Consider the following 18,255-nt stretch of genomic DNA (forward strand, 5'->3'; position numbering starts at 1 on the left):
ATTTCGGTTTTGACGGGCATATCACAATGGCTGAGACTATGAGTATGGACGGCGTGAAGCCACTCCTGTCGTTGCACAACATCAATATGACCTTCGGTGGGATCAAGGCGCTCAAGAACGTGAGCTTTGAAGTGCTGCCGGGAGAGGTTCATTGCCTTGCTGGCGAAAACGGGTCCGGCAAGAGCACGCTCATCAAAATCATAACCGGCGTCTATCGCCCGGAAGCTGGCGCTGTCATAGAATATGACGGCCAAACATATACGCACATGTCTCCGGTCACCGCGCAGGCTGGCGGTATTCAGGTGATCTGGCAGGACCTGGCGCTGTTTCCAGAGATGACGGTCGCCGAAAATATCGCTTTTCAGACCGTGATCGGCCGCTGGCCGCGGTTCGTGAACTATCGCCGCATGCGCGAAATCGCAACCAAGGCGCTCAACCGCCTTGGTGTCGCGCTGGACGTCGACACGCCGTTGAAAGAATATTCCATTGCCCAGCGTCAGATCGTGGCGATCGCCCGCGCACTCGTGGGTGAGGCAAAGCTTGTTTTCATGGATGAGCCTACTGCCTCGCTGACACAATCGGAGACCGATCACCTCATCGAGATCGTCCGTTCGCTTTCAGCCTCCGGCGTCGCAGTGGTTTTCGTTAGCCATCGCCTTGCCGAAGTCTTGGAAATCTCCAATCGTCTCACGGTTCTGCGCGATGGTGCGCTGGTAGGAGTTTATCCCGTCGAGGGCATGACACAGTCGCGTGTTACTGAACTGATGACCGGCAAGAATTTCGATCAGCACGTCCGGGCGAAGGTTATGGAAGGCGAGCCGGCCATCGTTGAGGTCAAAAACCTATCGCGCCCCGGCCAGTTCGAAAACATCTCGTTTACTGTCCGGCGCGGCGAAACGCTCGGGATCACCGGGCTTTTGGGTGCTGGTCGAACAGAACTCGCCTTGTCGCTCTTCGGCATGCTGAAGCCCCGCTCCGGTACTGTCTTGCTTGACGGGAAACCGGTCCGTTTTTCTTCAAACCGGGACGCCATCAAGGCCGGCGTTGCCTACCTTTCGGAGGACCGGCTATCGCTTGGACTTATCCAGCCACAATCGATTGCCGATAATCTGGCGATCGCCTCGCTCGACCGCATCAAATCTGGCGGACTGCTTTCCGATGAACGCAAACGGCGATTGGTCGGGCGCTGGGTTGCAGATCTCGGCGTCAAGATCGGTCGGCAAAGCGACGCGGTCTCGACGCTGTCCGGCGGCAACCAGCAGCGAATTGCAATCGCCAAATGGCTAGCGACCGATCCGAAGCTTCTCATCCTCGACGCACCGACCGTTGGCGTCGACGTCGGGGCCCGGGCAGGTATTTTTGAGATCGTCGCCAAGCTCGCCGAAAGCGGCCTCGCTATCATCCTGATCTCAGACGAGGTCCCGGAAGTGTATTTCAACGCAGACCGGGTGCTCCACATGGCGCAGGGCGAGATGGCCGGATGGTTCGACCCGCGGTCCTGTACCCTTCAGGAAATCGAGGCCGCCGTCTATGCGTAAGCTTGTTCAATCCCACGCAACCGAGTTTGCGCTGCTCGCCGTCTTAGCGGCCATGTGCCTTGTTCTTTCACTGGCTACGGCCAACTTCTTTTCGCTCGGAAATGCGTTCGACCTGCTTAACACCAGCTCGGTCAACATCATCTTCGCTGTCGGGCTTCTGGTCGTGCTCATTGCTGGTGGCATCGACATCTCTTTCGCTGTCGCCGCATCCGTAGTTCAGTACGGCACCGCGCTGATCCTCGGCTGGATGGGTGGAGGCGGATGGATAAGCGGGCTCGTGATAGCCGGCAGCCTCGGCATATCGCTTGGCGCATTCAATGCCTTTCTGATCCACCGATTCAAGATCATCTCCATTGTCGCTACCATTGCCACCTTCAACATCTATTTCGGCTTGCTGATGTTCTTCACACAGGGCGTATCGATTTACGATCTGCCGGAATGGCTGACGGACAGGATTGTCCTGTTCGAACATGAGATGCCTGATGGCACGTGGGCGGAAATAACATTGCCCGTGCTGGTCATGGCGATCTGTGTCATTGCAACGTGGGTGCTCATCACCCGCACGACGACCGGGCGCCAACTATATGCCTTCGGTGACAATCCGGAAGGGGCGCGCCGCTTTGGCATCAATATCGGTGCGACGCAATTCATCGCCTTCGGTTGGCTCGGGATGATGGCCGGAATCGCCGGCCTGATTCAGGCGCACTATGCGCAGGAGGTCGTTCCGAATGCGCTTTACGGACGCGAGCTCGATGTGTTGGCCGCGGTCGTCCTTGGCGGTGCCCGGCTTGGCGGCGGCAAGGGATCGGTCCTCGGCTGTGTGCTCGGCGTTCTTCTGATCGCCATCACCCAGAATGGGCTGAACTTGATGGGTGTCTCGCCGTTCGCTTTCAAGATGATCATCGGCGCTATCATCCTGGTCGCCATCACGCTCTCTAACACCAGCCTGGAAAGGCTTCTACCATTCATGCGCACGCAGGGAACACGTCGATGACCAGTGTTGCTGCACGCATCAAAGACTTGTTCGGGCCTGAGATCGCCGGTCCCGGCTTCGCCTTTCTGGCAGTGATGCTGTTCTTCGGTATAGCCTCGCCGCAATTCCTGAGCGCCGCGACATTCGGCTCCGTCGCGTTCCAACTTCCTGAACTCGGCCTGCTGACGCTTGCGATGCTTCTGCCTGTACTGACCGGCGGTCTCAATCTGGCAATCACGTTTACAGCAAACATCGCCGGACTCACCGTCGCCTGGGTGCTTCAGGCCAATGGCGGCGTGGATGCTGGACTGGCATCATTCGCCCTTGGCTGCATTCTCGCCATTGCAGTCGGCGCCACGACCGGCGTCGTGATGGGGCTCGTGATTGCCTATACGCGCGCTCATCCGATTCTCGTTTCTCTATCGATGATGATCTTTGTTCGCGGCCTCGGTGAGTTCCTGACCCGCGGCGGCGATGTTTCTGGTTTTCCGGCCTTCCTTCAACCGATCGGTCACGGCAGTATTCTCGGCATTCCCATACCGCTCCTGATCTTCATCGCCTGCGTCCTCATCTGGCACGTGCTGTTGACGCGAATGAAGCTTGGTTTCAACACCTACATGATCGGCTCCAATATCGAGGCGGCGCGCTATTCCGGTGTCAACACGCGCAAGGTTATCGTGCTGGTCTACACGCTCTCGGGGGCGATGTGCTCAGTCGCCGGCATCATCATGCTTGCGCGTTTCAATTCCGTGCGCGTCGGGCACGGCGAGTCCTACCTGCTGATCACCGTACTCGCCTGCTTTCTCGGAGGCGTCAATCCGTTCGGCGGCTTCGGGCGCGTCATCCCGGTGTTCGTCGCACTGGTCGTTCTCCAGCTCCTTTCATCGGGGCTCAACCTCATGGGAGCCAACCAGCATCTGGCAACCGCTGTCTGGGGGATTCTCCTGATCGCGGTCATGATCCTGCGCTGGCTCGCCGCTCAACTCATGATTTTCAATCGCAGAAAAGGGTAAGACAATGTCCGTTCAGGGATTTGGCGTCCATACCAGCATGTGGACAATGAACTGGGACCGTACCGGAGCCGAAAAGGCAATAGCGGCAGCGGTCAAGTATAAAATGGATTTCATCGAAATCGCTCTCCTCAATGCGCCGGCTGTCGATGCAGGACATACGCGCGCGCTTCTCGACAAACATAACTTACCAGCCGTCTGTTCGCTGGGATTGCCTGAACACGCTTGGGCCTCCGTGCGCCCGGACGCGGCGATCGAGCATCTGAGGGTCGCAATCGACAAGACGGCCGAAATGGGGGCCGTGGCGCTTTCTGGCGTTATTTTTGGCGGCATCGGGGAACGCACCGGCGTACCACCAACGCAAGGCGAATACGACAATATCGCCCGCGTGCTGACCGCGGCTGCCAAGCATGCCAAGACTCGTGGCATCGAACTCGGCGTGGAGGCCGTCAACCGCTACGAGAACCACCTGATCAACACTGGACGGCAAGCGGTGGAGATGATCGAGCGCGTTGGCGCTGACAACATCTTTGTGCACCTCGACACGTACCACATGAATATTGAAGAGAAGGGCGCGGCCAACGGCATCCTCGATGCACGGGAGCACCTGAAATATATCCATCTTTCAGAAAGCGACCGGGGAACGCCGGGCTATGGTAATTGTCCGTGGGACGAAATCTACGCAGCGCTCGCGGCAATTCGCTTCAAGGGTGGACTGGCGATGGAAAGTTTTATCAACATGCCTCCGGAGGTCGCCTATGGTCTTGCTGTGTGGCGCCCCGTCGCCAAAGACGAGGAAGAAGTCATGGGCAACGGCCTGCCCTTCCTGCGTAATAAAGCAAAGCAATACGGCCTCATCTGAACCGCCTCGCAACGCCTCTCTTTCACCGATGGAGAGGAGGAAGCCAGGGCGCACCGGACTGCACGAGGGATGGCTGCCTTCACGGCGTTGCGACGATAATCTGGCCCTTCATGTTAGGGTGAAAGCGGCAATAATATTCAATCGATTGCTCCTTTTGTAGCACCAGGCTTGCCGATTTACCCGCTGGGATCACCACATCCCAGCCTCCCTTCACGGTTGCGGTGTGGGCCAGAATGTCCTTGTTGACCCACTCGATCGTATCGCCGGTCTTTGCCTCAACGATAGCCGGCGAGAACACAAGCTTGTCGATAATAACCTGAATGGTTTCCGCCTGCGCCGAAACCGCATCTGTCAGCGCGAGCACAATCGGGATCCACAGATGCCGTTTGGACAGCATGTTCTATCCTACTTGAGTTCGGCCGCGACGTGCTCGGCATGCTGCTGGTGACCCTGGAATATTTTCAGTCCGGTTTCGAGCAGGCTCTTCAGCTCTGAATTGTTCGCCGAGGGGATCAGCAACGTTTCCAATGCGCCATTGACCTGCTTGTGGTAGGCGACCTCATTTTCGACGTAAGCCTTGTCGAAAGCCTCGCCGTCGAGTTTGCCGAGTTTGTTTCGCTCGGCGGTTGCTGCCGTCGTCAGGGTGCGGCTAGTGTCGTTATCTTCAGGCGTGACCTTGAGCTTCTTTACCAGATCGAGTGCTTGTTTGTTCACCGCTTCATGGTCGCGGACCATGTCCTTGGCAAAGGCGACGACATCCTTATTCTTCGACTTTGCGATCGCCTGTTGTGCCGCTTCGATATCGATAGCGCCGGCAGTGTAAGCAATGTGAGCAATCTGCGGGTCGGTTGGCTTGTCGGCAGCTTGCACCAAGCATACGCTACCGAGCAGAAATGATACGGCCACTGCCGTGGTTATTCGAGAGAGCATGAGATCCTCCGTCGCCCGAGCGAGGTGGCCGGGCATTGTTTTCAGTTGCCAGCCATTGGATGCTCTCCAGCAAAAAAGGTTTCCGGAAAAATTCAATCCGGCAAGCCGACCCGTTTCATTACGGCAGTGGTCAAGCGCTTGCAGCGCTTGCCCGCAAACGGGAACGCGTCGAGCAATACCGGACCGATCTGGTCGTCAAGTTGCTTGCGGATAAGAAGCCGCGCACGATGCAAGCGTGTCTTGACGGTCGCCGGCCGAATCCGGAGCAGTTCCGCCGTCTCCTCTATGCCCAGACCTTCGATCACCCTGGCGACGAAGACAGTCCGATACACGTCGGGGAGATTATCGGTCGCCCGTTCGACCATCTGGAGAATTTGCCGTTGCGCCATCATCCGCTCCGGATCGTCGCCTACCTTGAGAGGAAATTGTATAATCTGCGCATCTGAATTCTGACTGATCGATGTTGTGAGGGCAAATGCGCGCCGCTTCTTGCGCAGACGCCCGAGCGCTTCGTTGATCACGATGCGTGAGAGCCAGGTTGCGAGCGAAGAATTGCCGCGAAATCTGTCGAGGTGGGCGAAAGCACGAACATAAGCCTCCTGGACGATATCCTCGGCTTCGCCGTCATTACGCACGACGCCTCGAGCAATTCGGTAGAGCCTGCGGTTGTGGATCTCCATGATCGTACGAAATGCATCGGCGTCGCGTGCCAGAGCGCGGCGAACAATATCCATATCGCCCGACCAGTCGGGTGATATACCTATTTTTGGCAAAACTGCGGACATCACCAATCTCCTCGTCGATCTATTAGATGATGCTTCCGCGCAAAGGTTCCCAGATCATCACCATTCGCGACGTTTTACCCAAATCCACCGCTTGCTCTACGACTGGACGTGCAAATGCGGGATCAGCACTCCCGTGACAAGTCGCGATGCACTTGCGGGGGCCTCGGGAAAGATAATCGGCCCGAATCCGTCCATCTCAAGTCAAATGAACGTTCTGAACCGCGTTAACGTTGATCGTGGCGGCCCCACTGCAGTGCAGCCGTCAAAACAGGCTCATCCCAAAGGCGCAATGCCTCCTCATCAAATAGCGACAAGGTGACAGAGAGGCCGGCCATATCTAGCGAGGTCACATAGGTTCCGACCAGGGATCTTACGATCCGGATGCCGCTGACTTCAAACAAGCGACGAGCGACATTGTAGATCAGGTAGAGCTCTGGGGTAGGCGTTCCCCCGAAGCCGTTCACCAGAAGCAATGCACGGTCGCTGTTTTGCAGCTCCATATCTGCAAGGATAGTGCTGCAGATCATGCTGGCAATTGTGTCCGCATCGGTGATCTTCTGGCGGAAAAGTCCGGGTTCGCCATGAATCCCGACGCCGACCTCCATCTCATCCGGTTCCAGTGTAAACGTAGCACGCGCTGTGTCCGGAACGGTAACGCCGCTGAGCGCCACGCCCATTGTGCGTATTTGCGTGCTCAGCCGCTCACCGAGCGCCTTCAACCCGGCGAGATTCATTCCGGCCTCGGCGGCGGCTCCAAGAATCTTCTCAACGATGAGCGTCCCAGCGACACCTCTACGACCGGAGCTTCGCGCAGCACCCTGCGCAGCAACATCGTCGCTCGCTATAACCGTCTCGATCCGGTGGCGCCCTATCACCGCTTCCGCAGCCATCTCGAAATTCATTATATCGCCGTCATAGTTCTTGACGATCAACAGACACCCGGCCCCGGTGTCGGTTTCTTCAATGGCAGCAATGATCTGATCCGGAGTCGGAGAGGTGAAAATGTGCCCGGTGCACGCGGCATCAAGCATGCCGTGTCCTACGAAGCCGACATGCATTGGCTCATGCCCCGCCCCTCCGCCCGATATGATTGCAACCTTTCCGGGAGTGAGATGACGGCGCCGGATAAATTTCCGGCCTGGACCGAACACGACCACACGGTCATGGGCCGAAACGAAGCCTTCGAGACTTTCGGCAACCATTGACGCAGCAACGTTCATGAACTTTTTCATCGCGCCCCTCCCAAGGCAGCGACCTTATCCAAGCGCAACGTTTTGCTGCGGCGTGGGACGAGGAAAGATGAATGCCTTTCCATCTGGTCGAGTTCCTTACCCCTCTGTCTGATACACGATCTTACCACCAAGCCATCCCGAGGATCATGTGCTAATCTGCATTTCCCAAGAGCGATGCGATTTTCTGGACAAAATCTGTAACCGCCTCGTCCAGCAGACGATTCTTCTTGTCATCTCCGAGATCCGGAACCATCAGTGACAGTGACCGCAATCCTTCGGAACTGCCAAATTCTGGCAATTTTCCCGGATGCGCAGCATGATAGGCTTCGACAAACCGATCCTGTTCAACCGGACTAAAGTGGCAAACCCTGAAAATCGTCGCGAGATGCCGCGCCGGTAGCGGCGTGGAGTAGGTCGGACTTGTAATCTGGGTAACGAAACTCCGGTGCTTGCCGAGTGCCGCAGCCAGGCGCTGACGTGTCCCGGAAGGGCGATTGTCAATAATCTGGGCGAGGATCGTCTTGTATTCCATGATGGCGTCTTCCATGGGTTCCCGTGCCATCCTATTTCTCCACCGCCATGGTTCCATCCGCATTCAATTGCATAATCCGTAATCTGATTACGGCTAGTTGCGCAGGTGCCAGCGAGAAATGCCGCAATCCGCAGCCCAATAAAGCAGGGATGTACTCCTGTTCGCCCGCCATATCACCGCAGATACTGACTGGCGTCCCCAAGGTTGCAGCAATATGCACGGTATGTTCGAGCAGTCGGAAGATAGCAGGAGCGGCATGGGCATAAATATCGGCGACCACAGCATTGTCGCGCGCGGCTGCGGTCAGATACTGCGCGAGATCATTGGTTCCGAAGGAGAAGAAATCCGCGGCACCGAACGTATCCAGCATAAGGGCGGTCGCGGGAACCTCGACCATGATCCCTATCGGCGGCATGCGATAGTCAACCCGCCGCCGTTCGAGGAGGGTGGATTCCTCCCTGAATATCCTCACCGTTTTTTCCAGTTCTGAAGGCAATGTCACCATCGGAAGCATTACCTTCAGATTGCCGTGGGTTGCGGAGCGCAGCAGCGCACGCGCCTGGATGCGCAGGATCTCTGGTCGGGCAAGCAACAGGCGGATACCACGCAAGCCGAGAAACGATCCGCCCTCACGTTCGCCAGAATCGTGAAACTGCTTGTCACCGCCTAGATCGAGCATGCGAATGGTAACCGGCTTTTGTCCGGCCCACTCCAGTACTTGGCGATAGATGCCGTACTGCCTCTCTTCATTGACCATATCGGAAGCCGACGACATCAGGAACTCGGTGCGGAGCAATCCGATACCCTCAATTCCCTCACGATCAATACTGATAAGATCAGAAAGATCATTGACGTTGATCGAGAGACCAATCTCAGCACCATCCGCTGTTTGCAATTCCGCCGCGTATCGTTGTTCGGCCTCGTCCTCAGGCGGGCGCGGCGAGAACCGGGTTGACAGCACCTGCTGGAGCGCTTCATCGGACGGATGTAAAACGACGCTCCCCGAGCCTCCATCAAGCAAAAGCTTCCCCTCCCCGGCGATGTTGAAGATGCCGGTCCCAATTACCATGGGAACCGACTTCGCACGGGCAAGCATGGAAACGTGGCTTGCCGCGCTCCCGTGAAACAGAACGATTCCACCGCCTGACGACCAGTCATGTGCAAGGAACACGCTCGGCTGGATGTCTTGGCCGACGAATACCGACCCTCCAGGGAAATCCGCGACCGGGTTTCCTCTCATGGCGGCAAGCACACGGTTCTTGATGTCGATCACGTCGGCCGCCCGTGCCCGCACATGCTCGTCGTCCGATTGCTCGAAGCCGGTGATGTAGTCTTCGAGAGCTGTCACCCAGGCAAGAGCTGCGCCATCTCCGGCACCGATACGCCCTGCAGCCATTTCGGTTATCTCGGGATCAAGGAGCATTTCGATCTGGAACTCGAGAACGGCAGCACTCTCCGGGCCAGATCGTGCAACAAGCTCACGGAGTGCGGCGATGGAAACCCGGATCGCGTCCGCGAGGACGGCATGTTCGGCTGAAGCATCGGTTTGAGACGCGAATGTTTCTTCGGCCTCAACCGCCAGGTGAATCTGCCCGAATGCCGTGCCTGGCGAGGTTCCCTGCCCTTGCAGTCTATACATTTCGGCCATGAATTTTGCCCTCGTCGAAATTGTGTTCGACCAGTTCTTTCAATGCCGCGATTGCTTCAGCCGCGCGGATTCCGTCAGCGCGAATTTTCAGGACGGAACCCTTCCGGATTTTGGCGCCCATGACTTTTACGATGCTTTTGCCATTCAACCAGACGCTGCTTCCGTTCACCTCGATTTCAATCGTGCAGGGAAAGGATTTTGCAAGGCGGGTGAAAATCACGGAAGGCCGGGCGTGCAGCCCGATCCCATGGACGACTTCGATTTCCGTCTGCCACTGCGCCGTCACGTGATCCGTCTCCTGCAGCCTCGCGTCATGCTTGTTGCTCATAAGGGCGAGAGTTCCTCTGCCGTAGCGACCACCTTTGCAAGTGGAGCCCCTCCCGACGCTTCAGCGGCAGCGATGACAGCCCCCTCGACGAGAGGCGCATTACAAATGGCGACGAGACTTGAGCGCGGTTCGCCCAGCATTTCGATTGCCATTTCACTATTTGTCTCCGCACCGCCGAGATCTACGAACACTGCAACACCGTGATCGGACCACGCGGCCTCGATGGCCTCAAGAATGCCGGCCGCATTCGTGCCGAGACCGCCTTCCGCATTGCCACCACACCATGAAAGCGGCACGCCATCTCCGACCATCTGGCGAACCATATCGGCAGTGCCTTTCGCGACGAGTGGTGAATGCGAGACAATCACAATACCCACATTTGCAATCTTGCCTTTCATGCCGGACGGTACTCCTTCAGGTAGCGGCAAATGGCCGTTGTCAGGAGGGCACAGCTCGATGCCCCCGGATCGATATGGCCAATGGAACGATCTCCTAGAAAAGAAGCTCGCCCGCGCATCGCCTTCATGCCAGCGGTCAGTTGCGCGGACTCCTCCGCCCTTTCGGCGATACGGACCAGTGCGGACTGCCTTACCATTTCGGTATGAACAGGATAAAGCACGTCAAGCAAGGTTTTGTCGCCTGCCTGAGCGCGTCCGCGCCTCGCCACCGCATCGATTGCCTCCCCTAGAATATTGGCGAAATCTGCACCGTTTTTCCGGGCGCCTAGCCGCCGTCCGATCTCGATCAGCAGCGTTCCATACAGCGGCCCTGATGCACCGCCGACGCTCATGACGAGCATCGTGCCGATCGTCTCGAGCGCTTGCGGAAGCGGCAGTCCGCCCAGTCTTTCCCTATCAAGATACACTGCGTCGCAACCGCGCCGCATATTGGTTCCATGATCGCCATCGCCGATCGCACGATCCAGTTCACAAAGATCATCGGCATGAGACGCTATCACCTCGCGGCATGTCTCGATCAATCCCAGGATAAGCGCCCGATTAATCTGCAACGAATGTAGCCTCCTCGCGTGCGACATTGCCCGAAATCACATTTGCCGCAATCTCGAAAGCCGCTGACACGGCCACGGCTCCAGGATCAGGAACACCAACGAGGTCCCTTTCGCCGACGTAGGACGCGCGACCAGCTTTTGCCTTGGTCATTGCGCTGGTGGAGCCGGCACCAGCGCGGGCGGCTCGGGCTGCTTCCGAAAGCCCGCCTGCCGCCAGCAATCGCAACGCTGGATCAAGGGCGTCCACCATGGTTCTGTCACCCGGTTTTGCCCCGCCGTAAAACGTCATGCGGTCAAGACCTGCAAGCAGCGCGCTTGGCAGTTTTTCCGTCCCAGCCATCGATTTTGCTGCGGCCGTGAAAAATATGGAGAGCAGCACACCGCTTGAACCACCCATACTGGTTGCAAGAATTCTGCCGATCGCCGCAAGCGTCCCCGCTGTGTCGGCGAGAGGCAATGACCTGATTTGTGCAAGGATACCACGTGCCCCTGCAGCAACCGTCGATCCTGTATCGCCATCACCAGCACGCGCGTCCAAACGATTGAGTTCCGGTTCGAGGGAAACCAGATGCTCGCAGATGGCGACCACGATCTTTTCGGTGAGTGGATCGTGACTGGCCGCGGCAACGGCTTCTTCGATCGGTGCCCCTGGTACCGGAACAATGTTTACGCCATGGCGCATTACCGGGGAAACCCAGGCGTGGGGTTCGACGGCAGAGACAAGCGCCACCTCACGTTCCATATCGAGTCGAATGAGAGACAGCGAAAAGCCGTTCATGTTGAGCGCTGTCATCATCGGCGCAGGACCGATGATGAGCTTCACCCGATCGGCAAGCGAAGACGCAAGAACATCGCGGGCAATGAGGCTCATTTCCAACGGCGGCACAGCGCCCAGATTGTTGATCAACAGCGCATAGTCGCCCATATCTGGCAGCGACGCTGCAAGCCGCTCCGCCATGATCCCGACAATCTTCCCGGACTCCTGGACCGCAATACGTTCCACGCCCGGTTCGCCGTGGATGCCAAGACCGAGTTCTCCCTCGTCGTCACCGAGACGCTGCTCCTGCTCCTGTCCCGGAATCGAGCAGGTGGACAGCGAAACGCCAAGCGAGATGATATCGGCCGCAGCCGACAGCGCGAATGCCGACACTTCCTCAAGGCTATCACCGCGTTCGGCAAGGAAGCCGGCAATCTTGTGAATGAACAGTGTACCCGCAACGCCCCGTGGCTGAGCCAGGTCAGGAAGGGCGATGTCATCAGCGACAATGACCATCTCCACCTTGAAGCCTTCGGCGCGCGCGCGTTCAGCGGCCAGCCCGAAATTCAGCCGGTCCCCGGTATAATTCTTGACGATCAGCAGGCAACCCTTTGGACCTGTGACAGCACGGATCGCCGTAAGAACAGCATCAACACTCGGGGAGGCAAAAATTTCACCCGAAACGGCCGCAGTGAGCATGCCCCTTCCGACAAAGCCGGCATGGGACGGCTCGTGGCCCGCACCACCGCCCGATATAATGGCGACCCTGGATTTATCCCAATCCGCACGCAGGATGACCTTGATATCCGGATAACTGTCGAGCCGCGCAAGCTTTCCCGGGCGGCTTGTCAACAATAGACCATCGAGTGCCTCGGTGACGATGTTTTCCCTGCGGTTGAAGAAGTGTTTCATCGGCATCTTCCAGTCTGTTGCCCTGTTTTGCGTATGGTTGAACAATGCGATCAATCTTGAATTCAGTCAGTACACCCGGTTTCCATCAGCTCCAAAATAAAGAGGATTTCTGAGTGCCAGGCCAATCCTGTCTCCCGGGCTTACGGGAAGGTAGGGATTGGCCAAGGTGATGAGTTTGCAGTCACCAACGCGGATGTGAAGATGATTCTGGTCGCCCAAATGTTCGACCCACTCGACTTGCGCGTTTGCGTCGCCCCCCATGGATATTTCCAGATGTTCTGTCCGCGCTCCAACAGTCCGGGTACCAGCCGGCGTCCTGCTGTCGGGCAGAAGGTCGGCCGGAAAAAGATTGATGTGCGGTTGTCCAAGGCGCGCGGCAACGTGAACGTTTGCCGGGTTACTATAGATATCGCGCGGCGTTCCAATCTGTATCAATCGTCCATCAGCCAGAATCCCGATGCGATCGGCCATCGTCATGGCTTCGATCTGGTCATGCGTCACGTAGAGGAGCGTTGACCCGAGTTCCTTTTGAATGCGCTTCAGTTCCAATCGCAGATCAGCGCGCAGCTTGGCGTCCAGCGAGGAAAGGGGTTCATCCATGAGAAAGATCGCAGGCCGCCGCACCAGCGCCCTTCCGATGGCGACGCGCTGCATTTCGCCACCCGAAAGGCGCGTCGAACGATTTTCAAGCTTGTGCTCGATGCGCACCATTCGTGCCACCTCCCGGACGCGCCGGTCGATCTCATCCTTGCCGAGACGGCGCGCCGGCGACCGCAGCGGAAAAGCCAGGTTTTCATACACGGACAAATGCGGATAGAGAGAATATTGCTGGAAAACAAAGGCGACGTCGCGCCCAGCCGGCGCTTCCGTGGCCACATCATATCCGCCAATAATGATGCGCCCGCTATCGGGCCGTTCCAGCCCGGCAATCAGTCGCAAGGTGGTGGTCTTGCCGGCACCGGTAGGGCCGAGCAGGACGACGCACTCACCATCGGCGATGACCAGGTCCAGATCGCAAACGGCACGGGTTTCACCGAAATTCTTGTTGATGCCTTTCAGGATGACTTCAGCCATGATGGTGCTCCGCATAGCGGGATGACGCAACGACCCTGCCCGACCTGCAGTCGAAGAGGGACAGTTTGTCGTAGTTGAGTTCAAGTCCGACGGTTTCGCCGATGCGGAAGCTCTGGTCGGCCGGAACCCGCGCCTTGACCAGTCCTTTTGCCATCTCGACGGCGACGATCTGGTTTGTCCCGTGATATTCGCTGCCGTAGACGGCACCGCGCAGGGACGAGGCGTCGCTGAAGCGTATATCCTCGGGACGTACACCAAGCGCGAGTTCGCCCTCCGCCATGTCCTGCTGGATTTCCGGGACGGAAATATCCACCCCCTCGACGGAAACGGAACGCGTGCCCTTTTGCAAACCAGACGTAAACCGTAGAAAGTTCATCGGCGGCGAACCGATAAAGTCAGCGACATACATGGTCGCCGGGCGATTGTAGATTTCCTGAGGCGTGCCGAATTGTTCGATAACCCCATGATTCATCACGGCGATCTTGTCCGCCATGGCCATAGCCTCCAGCTGGTCATGGGTAACATAGACGGTGGTTGCATGGATTCGATTATGTAGTTCGCGCAGTTCCCGCACCATCAGATCGCGAAACTCCGCATCCAGTGTGCCAAGAGGCTCGTCCATCAGAAAGCATTTGGGACGGCGGACGATCGCCCTTCCCAGCGCCACACGCTGGCGATCTCCGCCAGCCAGGCCGGATACCGACCTGTCAAGAATATGATCGATCTGCAGCAGCCGCGCCGTCTCTTCGACGCGAGAGCGGATTTCAGCTTTGGTAACCCCTTGGGCGAGGAGAGGAAACCCGATGTTCTTGCGCACATTCATGTGCGGATAGAGTGCGAAGAGCTGAAAGACAAAGGCGATATCCCGCTCCCTGGCTCGGTTGAACGTGACGTCTTCGCCTGCAAGGAATATCTTGCCACTGGTCGGCAGCTCAAGACCCGCGATCATTCGCAACGTCGTCGTCTTGCCACAACCGGACGGGCCAAGAAGGGCAAGGAATTCTCCGTCGCGAACAACGAAGCTCGAATCTTCAACCGCGCTGAAAGCCCCGAATTCCTTGCGCAGATTTTCAATTCTGATCTCGGCCATCGCTTACTCCGGAAATTTCGAAACAATGATGAAAAGGACGGTACCAGTCAGGAGCGTGACCAACGACCAAGTGTAAAAAATCAGAAGGAAGGGCTGGAACAGCATCAGAAATCCCAGGCCGATGAGTGCCGTTGCGACATTTTCCATTGGACCGCGTCTGAGAAAGAACGGCCGTTTCGGCTTCAAGGGGAGAGGCGTTTGCACCGTCATTTCCGTACAGCTCCAAAGGTAATGCCGCGCAACAGCTGCTTGCGCAGAAGGATAGTGAAGACCAGGATGGGTACGACAAAAATGGTGGTGCCGGCAGCAACCGCGGGCCAGTCCTGCCCGCCTTCGCCAATGATTGTTGGAATGAAAGGTGGAGCAGTCTGGGCCTCACCGGAGGTCAAGAGCACCGCAAAGGCGTATTCATTCCAGGCAAAGATCAGGCAGAAGATGGCCGTAGCGGCGATTCCGGTAGTCGCCTGCGGCAGGACAACCTTGAAAAAGGCCTGCATGCGCGTGTAGCCGTCGATCATGGCTGCTTCTTCATACTCACGCGGAATTTCGTCGATGAAGCCCTTCAGGAGCCAGACAGCAAGTGAAACGTTAACGGCCGTATAAAGCAGTATCATGCCGAGCGCGGTATCTGACAAACCGAGCTCGCGATACATCAGATAGATCGGGATTGCGACGGCGATTGGCGGCATCATGCGCGTCGAGAGAATGAAGAACAGCAAATCCTCGGCGAGGGGGACTTTGAAACGCGAGAAACCATAGGCTGCGAGCGTTCCAAGCGAGACTGCAAGGAAGGTAGAGCCGAAAGCGATCACCAGCGAGTTCTGGAAGCGCGGCCAGTAATTCGAAGACCCTGCAATCACCATGTTGCGGCTTCGTGTGATTTCATCGCAGGTGCTTGTCGCGGCGCCCAGCGAAGCGATGTAATCAGAGGTCTGGCGCGTGCGAGTTGTGAACAGGTTGCAATAACCTTCGAGTGTCGGCTGGAACACGATTTTCGGCGGATAACTGATCGAATCTGGCGGCGATTTGAAGCTCGTCATCACAATCCATACGAGCGGAATCATCGTGATCAAGGCATAGGCAATGACAATCGTTGCGGCGATGCGCTTCGTTGCGATTCCCGGTTCGACGACCGAATGGGCAGTATTAACAGAACTCATCGCTGTTTCACCTTGTTGAGGGCTTTCACATAGATGTTGGCAAGGCCGAACACCGCGACAAACAGAATAATGGCGAAGGCGGACGCCCGGCCGGTACGCCAGCTTTCGAATGCCTCGCGCTTCAACGTGATGGAGGCCACTTCGGTGGTGGAACCCGGCCCTCCCCCCGTAAGAAGCGTCACCATGTCGAACATCTTGAAGTTTTCAATGCCGCGGAAGAGCACCGCCAGCATGATAAAAGGAAGCGCCATCGGCAGGGTAATCGACCAGAACTGGCGCCAGAGCGATGCGCGGTCCACTTCGGCAGCCTCATAGATGTAATCGGGAATCGATCGGAGGCCAGCCAAACAGATCAGCATCACGTAGGGCGTCCACATCCAGGTATCGACAATGATAATCGCCCAGGGTGAGAGCGGAACCGAACCCAGCATTTCGAACGAAGACGGGGGAATGCCGGTGATAAAGGAGACGATGTAGTTGAAGAGGCCGATCTGCGGCTGGTACAGAAACCGCCAAAAATTGCCAACAACAGCCGGCGACAACATCATTGGAACCAGAATGACTGTCGTCCAAAAGGCATGACCGCGGAATTTCCGGTCGATAAGATAGGCAAGGGAAAACCCAATCAGCGTCTGCAGCAGGATCGTCCAGAAGACGAAATGCGCCGTTGTCTGCATCGCCTGCCAAATATTTGGATCGTTGAGTACCCGGCTATAGTTGCTCAGCCCAACACCTTCGATAGGAGCATTCGGCCGGTTTGCCCTGAAGTTCGTGAATGAGAGATAGATGGCCCAGATCAACGGAAATATATTGATGGCCAGTAGCAGGGCGATCGCTGGCGTTATGAACAGCCACGCCATGGATCGATCGGATATGCCGCGAATTCGGGAAGCGATGGGCGCCGGAGTAGCTTTGGCGGCCTTCCCCAGAAGAGAAGAACTTGTATCGGTCACAGACGTCACCTGGGTTTCTTTGCGGAACTTTGGCATGACTGCCCGGCATAGTATCGCATCCGGGCAGTCATTTCAGGACAGGATTACCTAAAGTTTCCCATCGTCCTTGAAGACCTCCGTCCAATCATTGACCAGCCCGTCGAGGGCCTCCTTCGCAGTCCCCTTGTCGGCAACGACATAATCATGAAGCCGTTTCTGCATGGCTTGCAGGAGAATGGCATAGGATGGCTCCTGCCAGAAGTCCTGCACCTGGTTCATGGCCACAAGGAAGTCTGCAGCAAAGGGCTGGCTCTCCGGGAATGACGGATCGGTCAATACCGCCTTGTGTACGGCGTAACCGCCAAGTGACCACCACTTTTTCTGAACGTCCGGCTGGGCAAACCATTTGATATAGGCGAGAGCACCCTCCATGTTGTCCGTATTGGCAACGACGGAGATTCCCTGTCCACCGAGCGTCGAGGCCGCTACTTTTTCCTTGGGGTTGACGAAGAAGCCAATCTTGTCGCCGCCAACTTTCTCATCCTTGTAGAGACCAGGAAAGAAAGCGAACCAATTCATTGCCATCGCCACTTGTCCCGATTTGAATGCATCAAGGCTTTCGCCCATATATGCATCGGTGTATCCGGGTGGCGTGCAGCATTTGTAGAGCGCCTTGTAAGCCTCAAGTCCGGCGACAGCGTCAGGTGAATTGACCGCGCCCTCCATATCGTATTTGCCCGGCGTGTTTTCGTATTTGAACCCATAGGGGTAGAGCGCCGACGAGGCTCCCATGGTAATGCCTTCTGAAGCACGTTCGGTAAAGATCGCCGCACCGTAGACCTTTTTGCCGTCCATTTTCCGGCCGTTGAAGAATTCAGCGACCTGTTTCAGCTCATCCCAGGTCGCTGGCGCGGCCAGGTCGCGTCCGTATTTCTGCTTGAACTCGGCCTGTATCTCCGGCTTCGCAAACCAGTCCTTGCGGTAGAACCAGGCATTGGCGTCGCCCATGGCAGGAAGCGCCCAATAATTCGGCGTGCCTTTCGGCCATGTCGCGTAGGCGTTGACCGCGGCGTCAGCGAAATCACTCATCTTGATCCCTTCCTTGTCGAAGAAATCATTGAGCTTTACGTAGTAGCCGTTTTCGGCCGACCCACCGAGCCACTGGCTGTCGCCGATCAGCAGATCGCACAGCTTTCCGCCGGAGTTAAGTTCGTTGAGAATACGGTCGGCGAAATTAGGCCACGGTACGAACTCGAACTTCATCGTCGTCCCGCTTTGGGCTGTGAAGTCTTTGGAAAGCTCGACCAGTGCGTTAGCGGGATCCCATGCCGCCCAGCATAGGGTCAGTTCATCGGCTTTCGCCAGATTTGGCGCTGCCGTGAACAGGACAAGCGCCGAGGTCGCCCCGAGCAGGGCTTGCTTTATCGTTTTCATGCATTCCTCCCAGATACATGAGCGACACCACGTCGCCCTCGAAAATATC

Annotated in this window: 20 protein-coding genes; 4 read left to right on the plus strand and 16 right to left on the minus strand. The window is 57.1% G+C overall.

The window, feature by feature from the left end; all coding sequences use genetic code 11:
- The first annotated feature begins 26 nt into the window (after window positions 1-26).
- Genes BLM14_RS29165 through BLM14_RS29180 form a run of 4 tightly spaced genes read left to right on the plus strand, consistent with a single transcriptional unit; the run spans window position 27 to window position 4,383 of the window.
- Window positions 27-1,538: a sugar ABC transporter ATP-binding protein gene (locus tag BLM14_RS29165; protein ID WP_100003662.1), complete on the plus strand. Its 1,512-nt coding sequence runs from the start codon at window positions 27-29 to the stop codon at window positions 1,536-1,538.
- Window positions 1,531-2,532, plus strand: a complete 1,002-nt coding sequence (locus BLM14_RS29170) for an ABC transporter permease (RefSeq protein WP_100003547.1) — start codon at window positions 1,531-1,533, stop codon at window positions 2,530-2,532. Before BLM14_RS29165 ends, BLM14_RS29170 begins: the two co-directional genes overlap by 8 nt.
- Window positions 2,529-3,524, plus strand: coding sequence for an ABC transporter permease (locus tag BLM14_RS29175; RefSeq protein WP_100003548.1), 996 nt, complete (start codon window positions 2,529-2,531; stop codon window positions 3,522-3,524). Before BLM14_RS29170 ends, BLM14_RS29175 begins: the two co-directional genes overlap by 4 nt.
- 4 nt (window positions 3,525-3,528) lie before the next feature.
- Window positions 3,529-4,383 (plus strand): sugar phosphate isomerase/epimerase family protein, encoded by an 855-nt coding sequence (locus BLM14_RS29180; RefSeq protein ID WP_100003549.1) that lies wholly within the window; start codon window positions 3,529-3,531, stop codon window positions 4,381-4,383.
- Between the two features lie 79 nt (window positions 4,384-4,462).
- Here the strand turns inward: BLM14_RS29180 and BLM14_RS29185 are convergent, their stop codons facing one another.
- The 16 genes from BLM14_RS29185 to BLM14_RS29260 form a co-directional block, all read right to left on the minus strand.
- Entirely contained in the window at window positions 4,463-4,780 is a 318-nt protein-coding gene (locus BLM14_RS29185; protein ID WP_100003550.1) for a cupredoxin domain-containing protein, read from the minus strand.
- A gap of 8 nt (window positions 4,781-4,788) precedes the next feature.
- Complete coding sequence (locus BLM14_RS29190; protein WP_100003663.1) at window positions 4,789-5,313, minus strand: DUF4142 domain-containing protein; 525 nt, start codon at window positions 5,311-5,313, stop codon at window positions 4,789-4,791.
- A gap of 92 nt (window positions 5,314-5,405) precedes the next feature.
- Window positions 5,406-6,098: an RNA polymerase sigma factor gene (locus BLM14_RS29195; protein ID WP_237143732.1), complete on the minus strand. Its 693-nt coding sequence runs from the start codon at window positions 6,096-6,098 to the stop codon at window positions 5,406-5,408.
- A 224-nt stretch (window positions 6,099-6,322) separates the two neighbouring features.
- Window positions 6,323-7,330: a dihydroxyacetone kinase subunit DhaK gene (gene dhaK / locus BLM14_RS29200; RefSeq protein ID WP_100003551.1), complete on the minus strand. Its 1,008-nt coding sequence runs from the start codon at window positions 7,328-7,330 to the stop codon at window positions 6,323-6,325.
- A 151-nt stretch (window positions 7,331-7,481) separates the two neighbouring features.
- A complete protein-coding gene (locus BLM14_RS29205; RefSeq protein ID WP_100003552.1) occupies window positions 7,482-7,892 on the minus strand; it encodes a hypothetical protein in 411 nt (136 codons plus the stop codon).
- Window position 7,893: 1 nt separating this feature from the next.
- A complete protein-coding gene (locus BLM14_RS29210; protein ID WP_100003553.1) occupies window positions 7,894-9,510 on the minus strand; it encodes a putative PEP-binding protein in 1,617 nt (538 codons plus the stop codon).
- Window positions 9,494-9,838 carry an HPr family phosphocarrier protein gene (locus BLM14_RS29215; RefSeq protein WP_100003554.1) on the minus strand — a complete coding sequence of 115 codons (345 nt, stop codon included), beginning with the start codon at window positions 9,836-9,838 and terminating at the stop codon, window positions 9,494-9,496. The genes BLM14_RS29210 and BLM14_RS29215 overlap by 17 nt, the downstream gene beginning before the upstream one ends.
- On the minus strand, window positions 9,835-10,236 hold the full coding sequence (gene dhaM, locus BLM14_RS29220) for a dihydroxyacetone kinase phosphoryl donor subunit DhaM (RefSeq protein WP_100003555.1): 402 nt from the start codon (window positions 10,234-10,236) through the stop codon (window positions 9,835-9,837). Before dhaM ends, BLM14_RS29215 begins: the two co-directional genes overlap by 4 nt.
- On the minus strand, window positions 10,233-10,874 hold the full coding sequence (dhaL, locus tag BLM14_RS29225) for a dihydroxyacetone kinase subunit DhaL (RefSeq protein WP_100003556.1): 642 nt from the start codon (window positions 10,872-10,874) through the stop codon (window positions 10,233-10,235). The genes dhaM and dhaL overlap by 4 nt, the downstream gene beginning before the upstream one ends.
- On the minus strand, window positions 10,837-12,516 hold the full coding sequence (locus BLM14_RS29230) for a dihydroxyacetone kinase subunit DhaK (RefSeq protein ID WP_100003557.1): 1,680 nt from the start codon (window positions 12,514-12,516) through the stop codon (window positions 10,837-10,839). Before BLM14_RS29230 ends, dhaL begins: the two co-directional genes overlap by 38 nt.
- Before the next feature lie 66 nt (window positions 12,517-12,582).
- The gene (locus BLM14_RS29235) at window positions 12,583-13,590 is read right to left on the minus strand and encodes an ABC transporter ATP-binding protein (protein WP_100003558.1); all 1,008 of its coding nucleotides are present in this window, start codon (window positions 13,588-13,590) and stop codon (window positions 12,583-12,585) included.
- A complete protein-coding gene (locus tag BLM14_RS29240; protein ID WP_100003559.1) occupies window positions 13,583-14,680 on the minus strand; it encodes an ABC transporter ATP-binding protein in 1,098 nt (365 codons plus the stop codon). Before BLM14_RS29240 ends, BLM14_RS29235 begins: the two co-directional genes overlap by 8 nt.
- 3 nt (window positions 14,681-14,683) lie before the next feature.
- Window positions 14,684-14,890 carry a hypothetical protein gene (locus tag BLM14_RS29245; protein WP_100003560.1) on the minus strand — a complete coding sequence of 69 codons (207 nt, stop codon included), beginning with the start codon at window positions 14,888-14,890 and terminating at the stop codon, window positions 14,684-14,686.
- Window positions 14,887-15,840 carry a carbohydrate ABC transporter permease gene (locus tag BLM14_RS29250; RefSeq protein WP_100003561.1) on the minus strand — a complete coding sequence of 318 codons (954 nt, stop codon included), beginning with the start codon at window positions 15,838-15,840 and terminating at the stop codon, window positions 14,887-14,889. The genes BLM14_RS29245 and BLM14_RS29250 overlap by 4 nt, the downstream gene beginning before the upstream one ends.
- A complete protein-coding gene (locus BLM14_RS29255) occupies window positions 15,837-16,793 on the minus strand; it encodes a carbohydrate ABC transporter permease (protein ID WP_100003665.1) in 957 nt (318 codons plus the stop codon). The genes BLM14_RS29250 and BLM14_RS29255 overlap by 4 nt, the downstream gene beginning before the upstream one ends.
- Window positions 16,794-16,880: 87 nt before the next feature.
- Window positions 16,881-18,206 carry an ABC transporter substrate-binding protein gene (locus BLM14_RS29260; protein ID WP_100003562.1) on the minus strand — a complete coding sequence of 442 codons (1,326 nt, stop codon included), beginning with the start codon at window positions 18,204-18,206 and terminating at the stop codon, window positions 16,881-16,883.
- Window positions 18,207-18,255: the final 49 nt, after the last annotated feature.

This window comes from Phyllobacterium zundukense, assembly GCF_002764115.1.
Lineage (GTDB): Bacteria > Pseudomonadota > Alphaproteobacteria > Rhizobiales > Rhizobiaceae > Phyllobacterium > Phyllobacterium zundukense.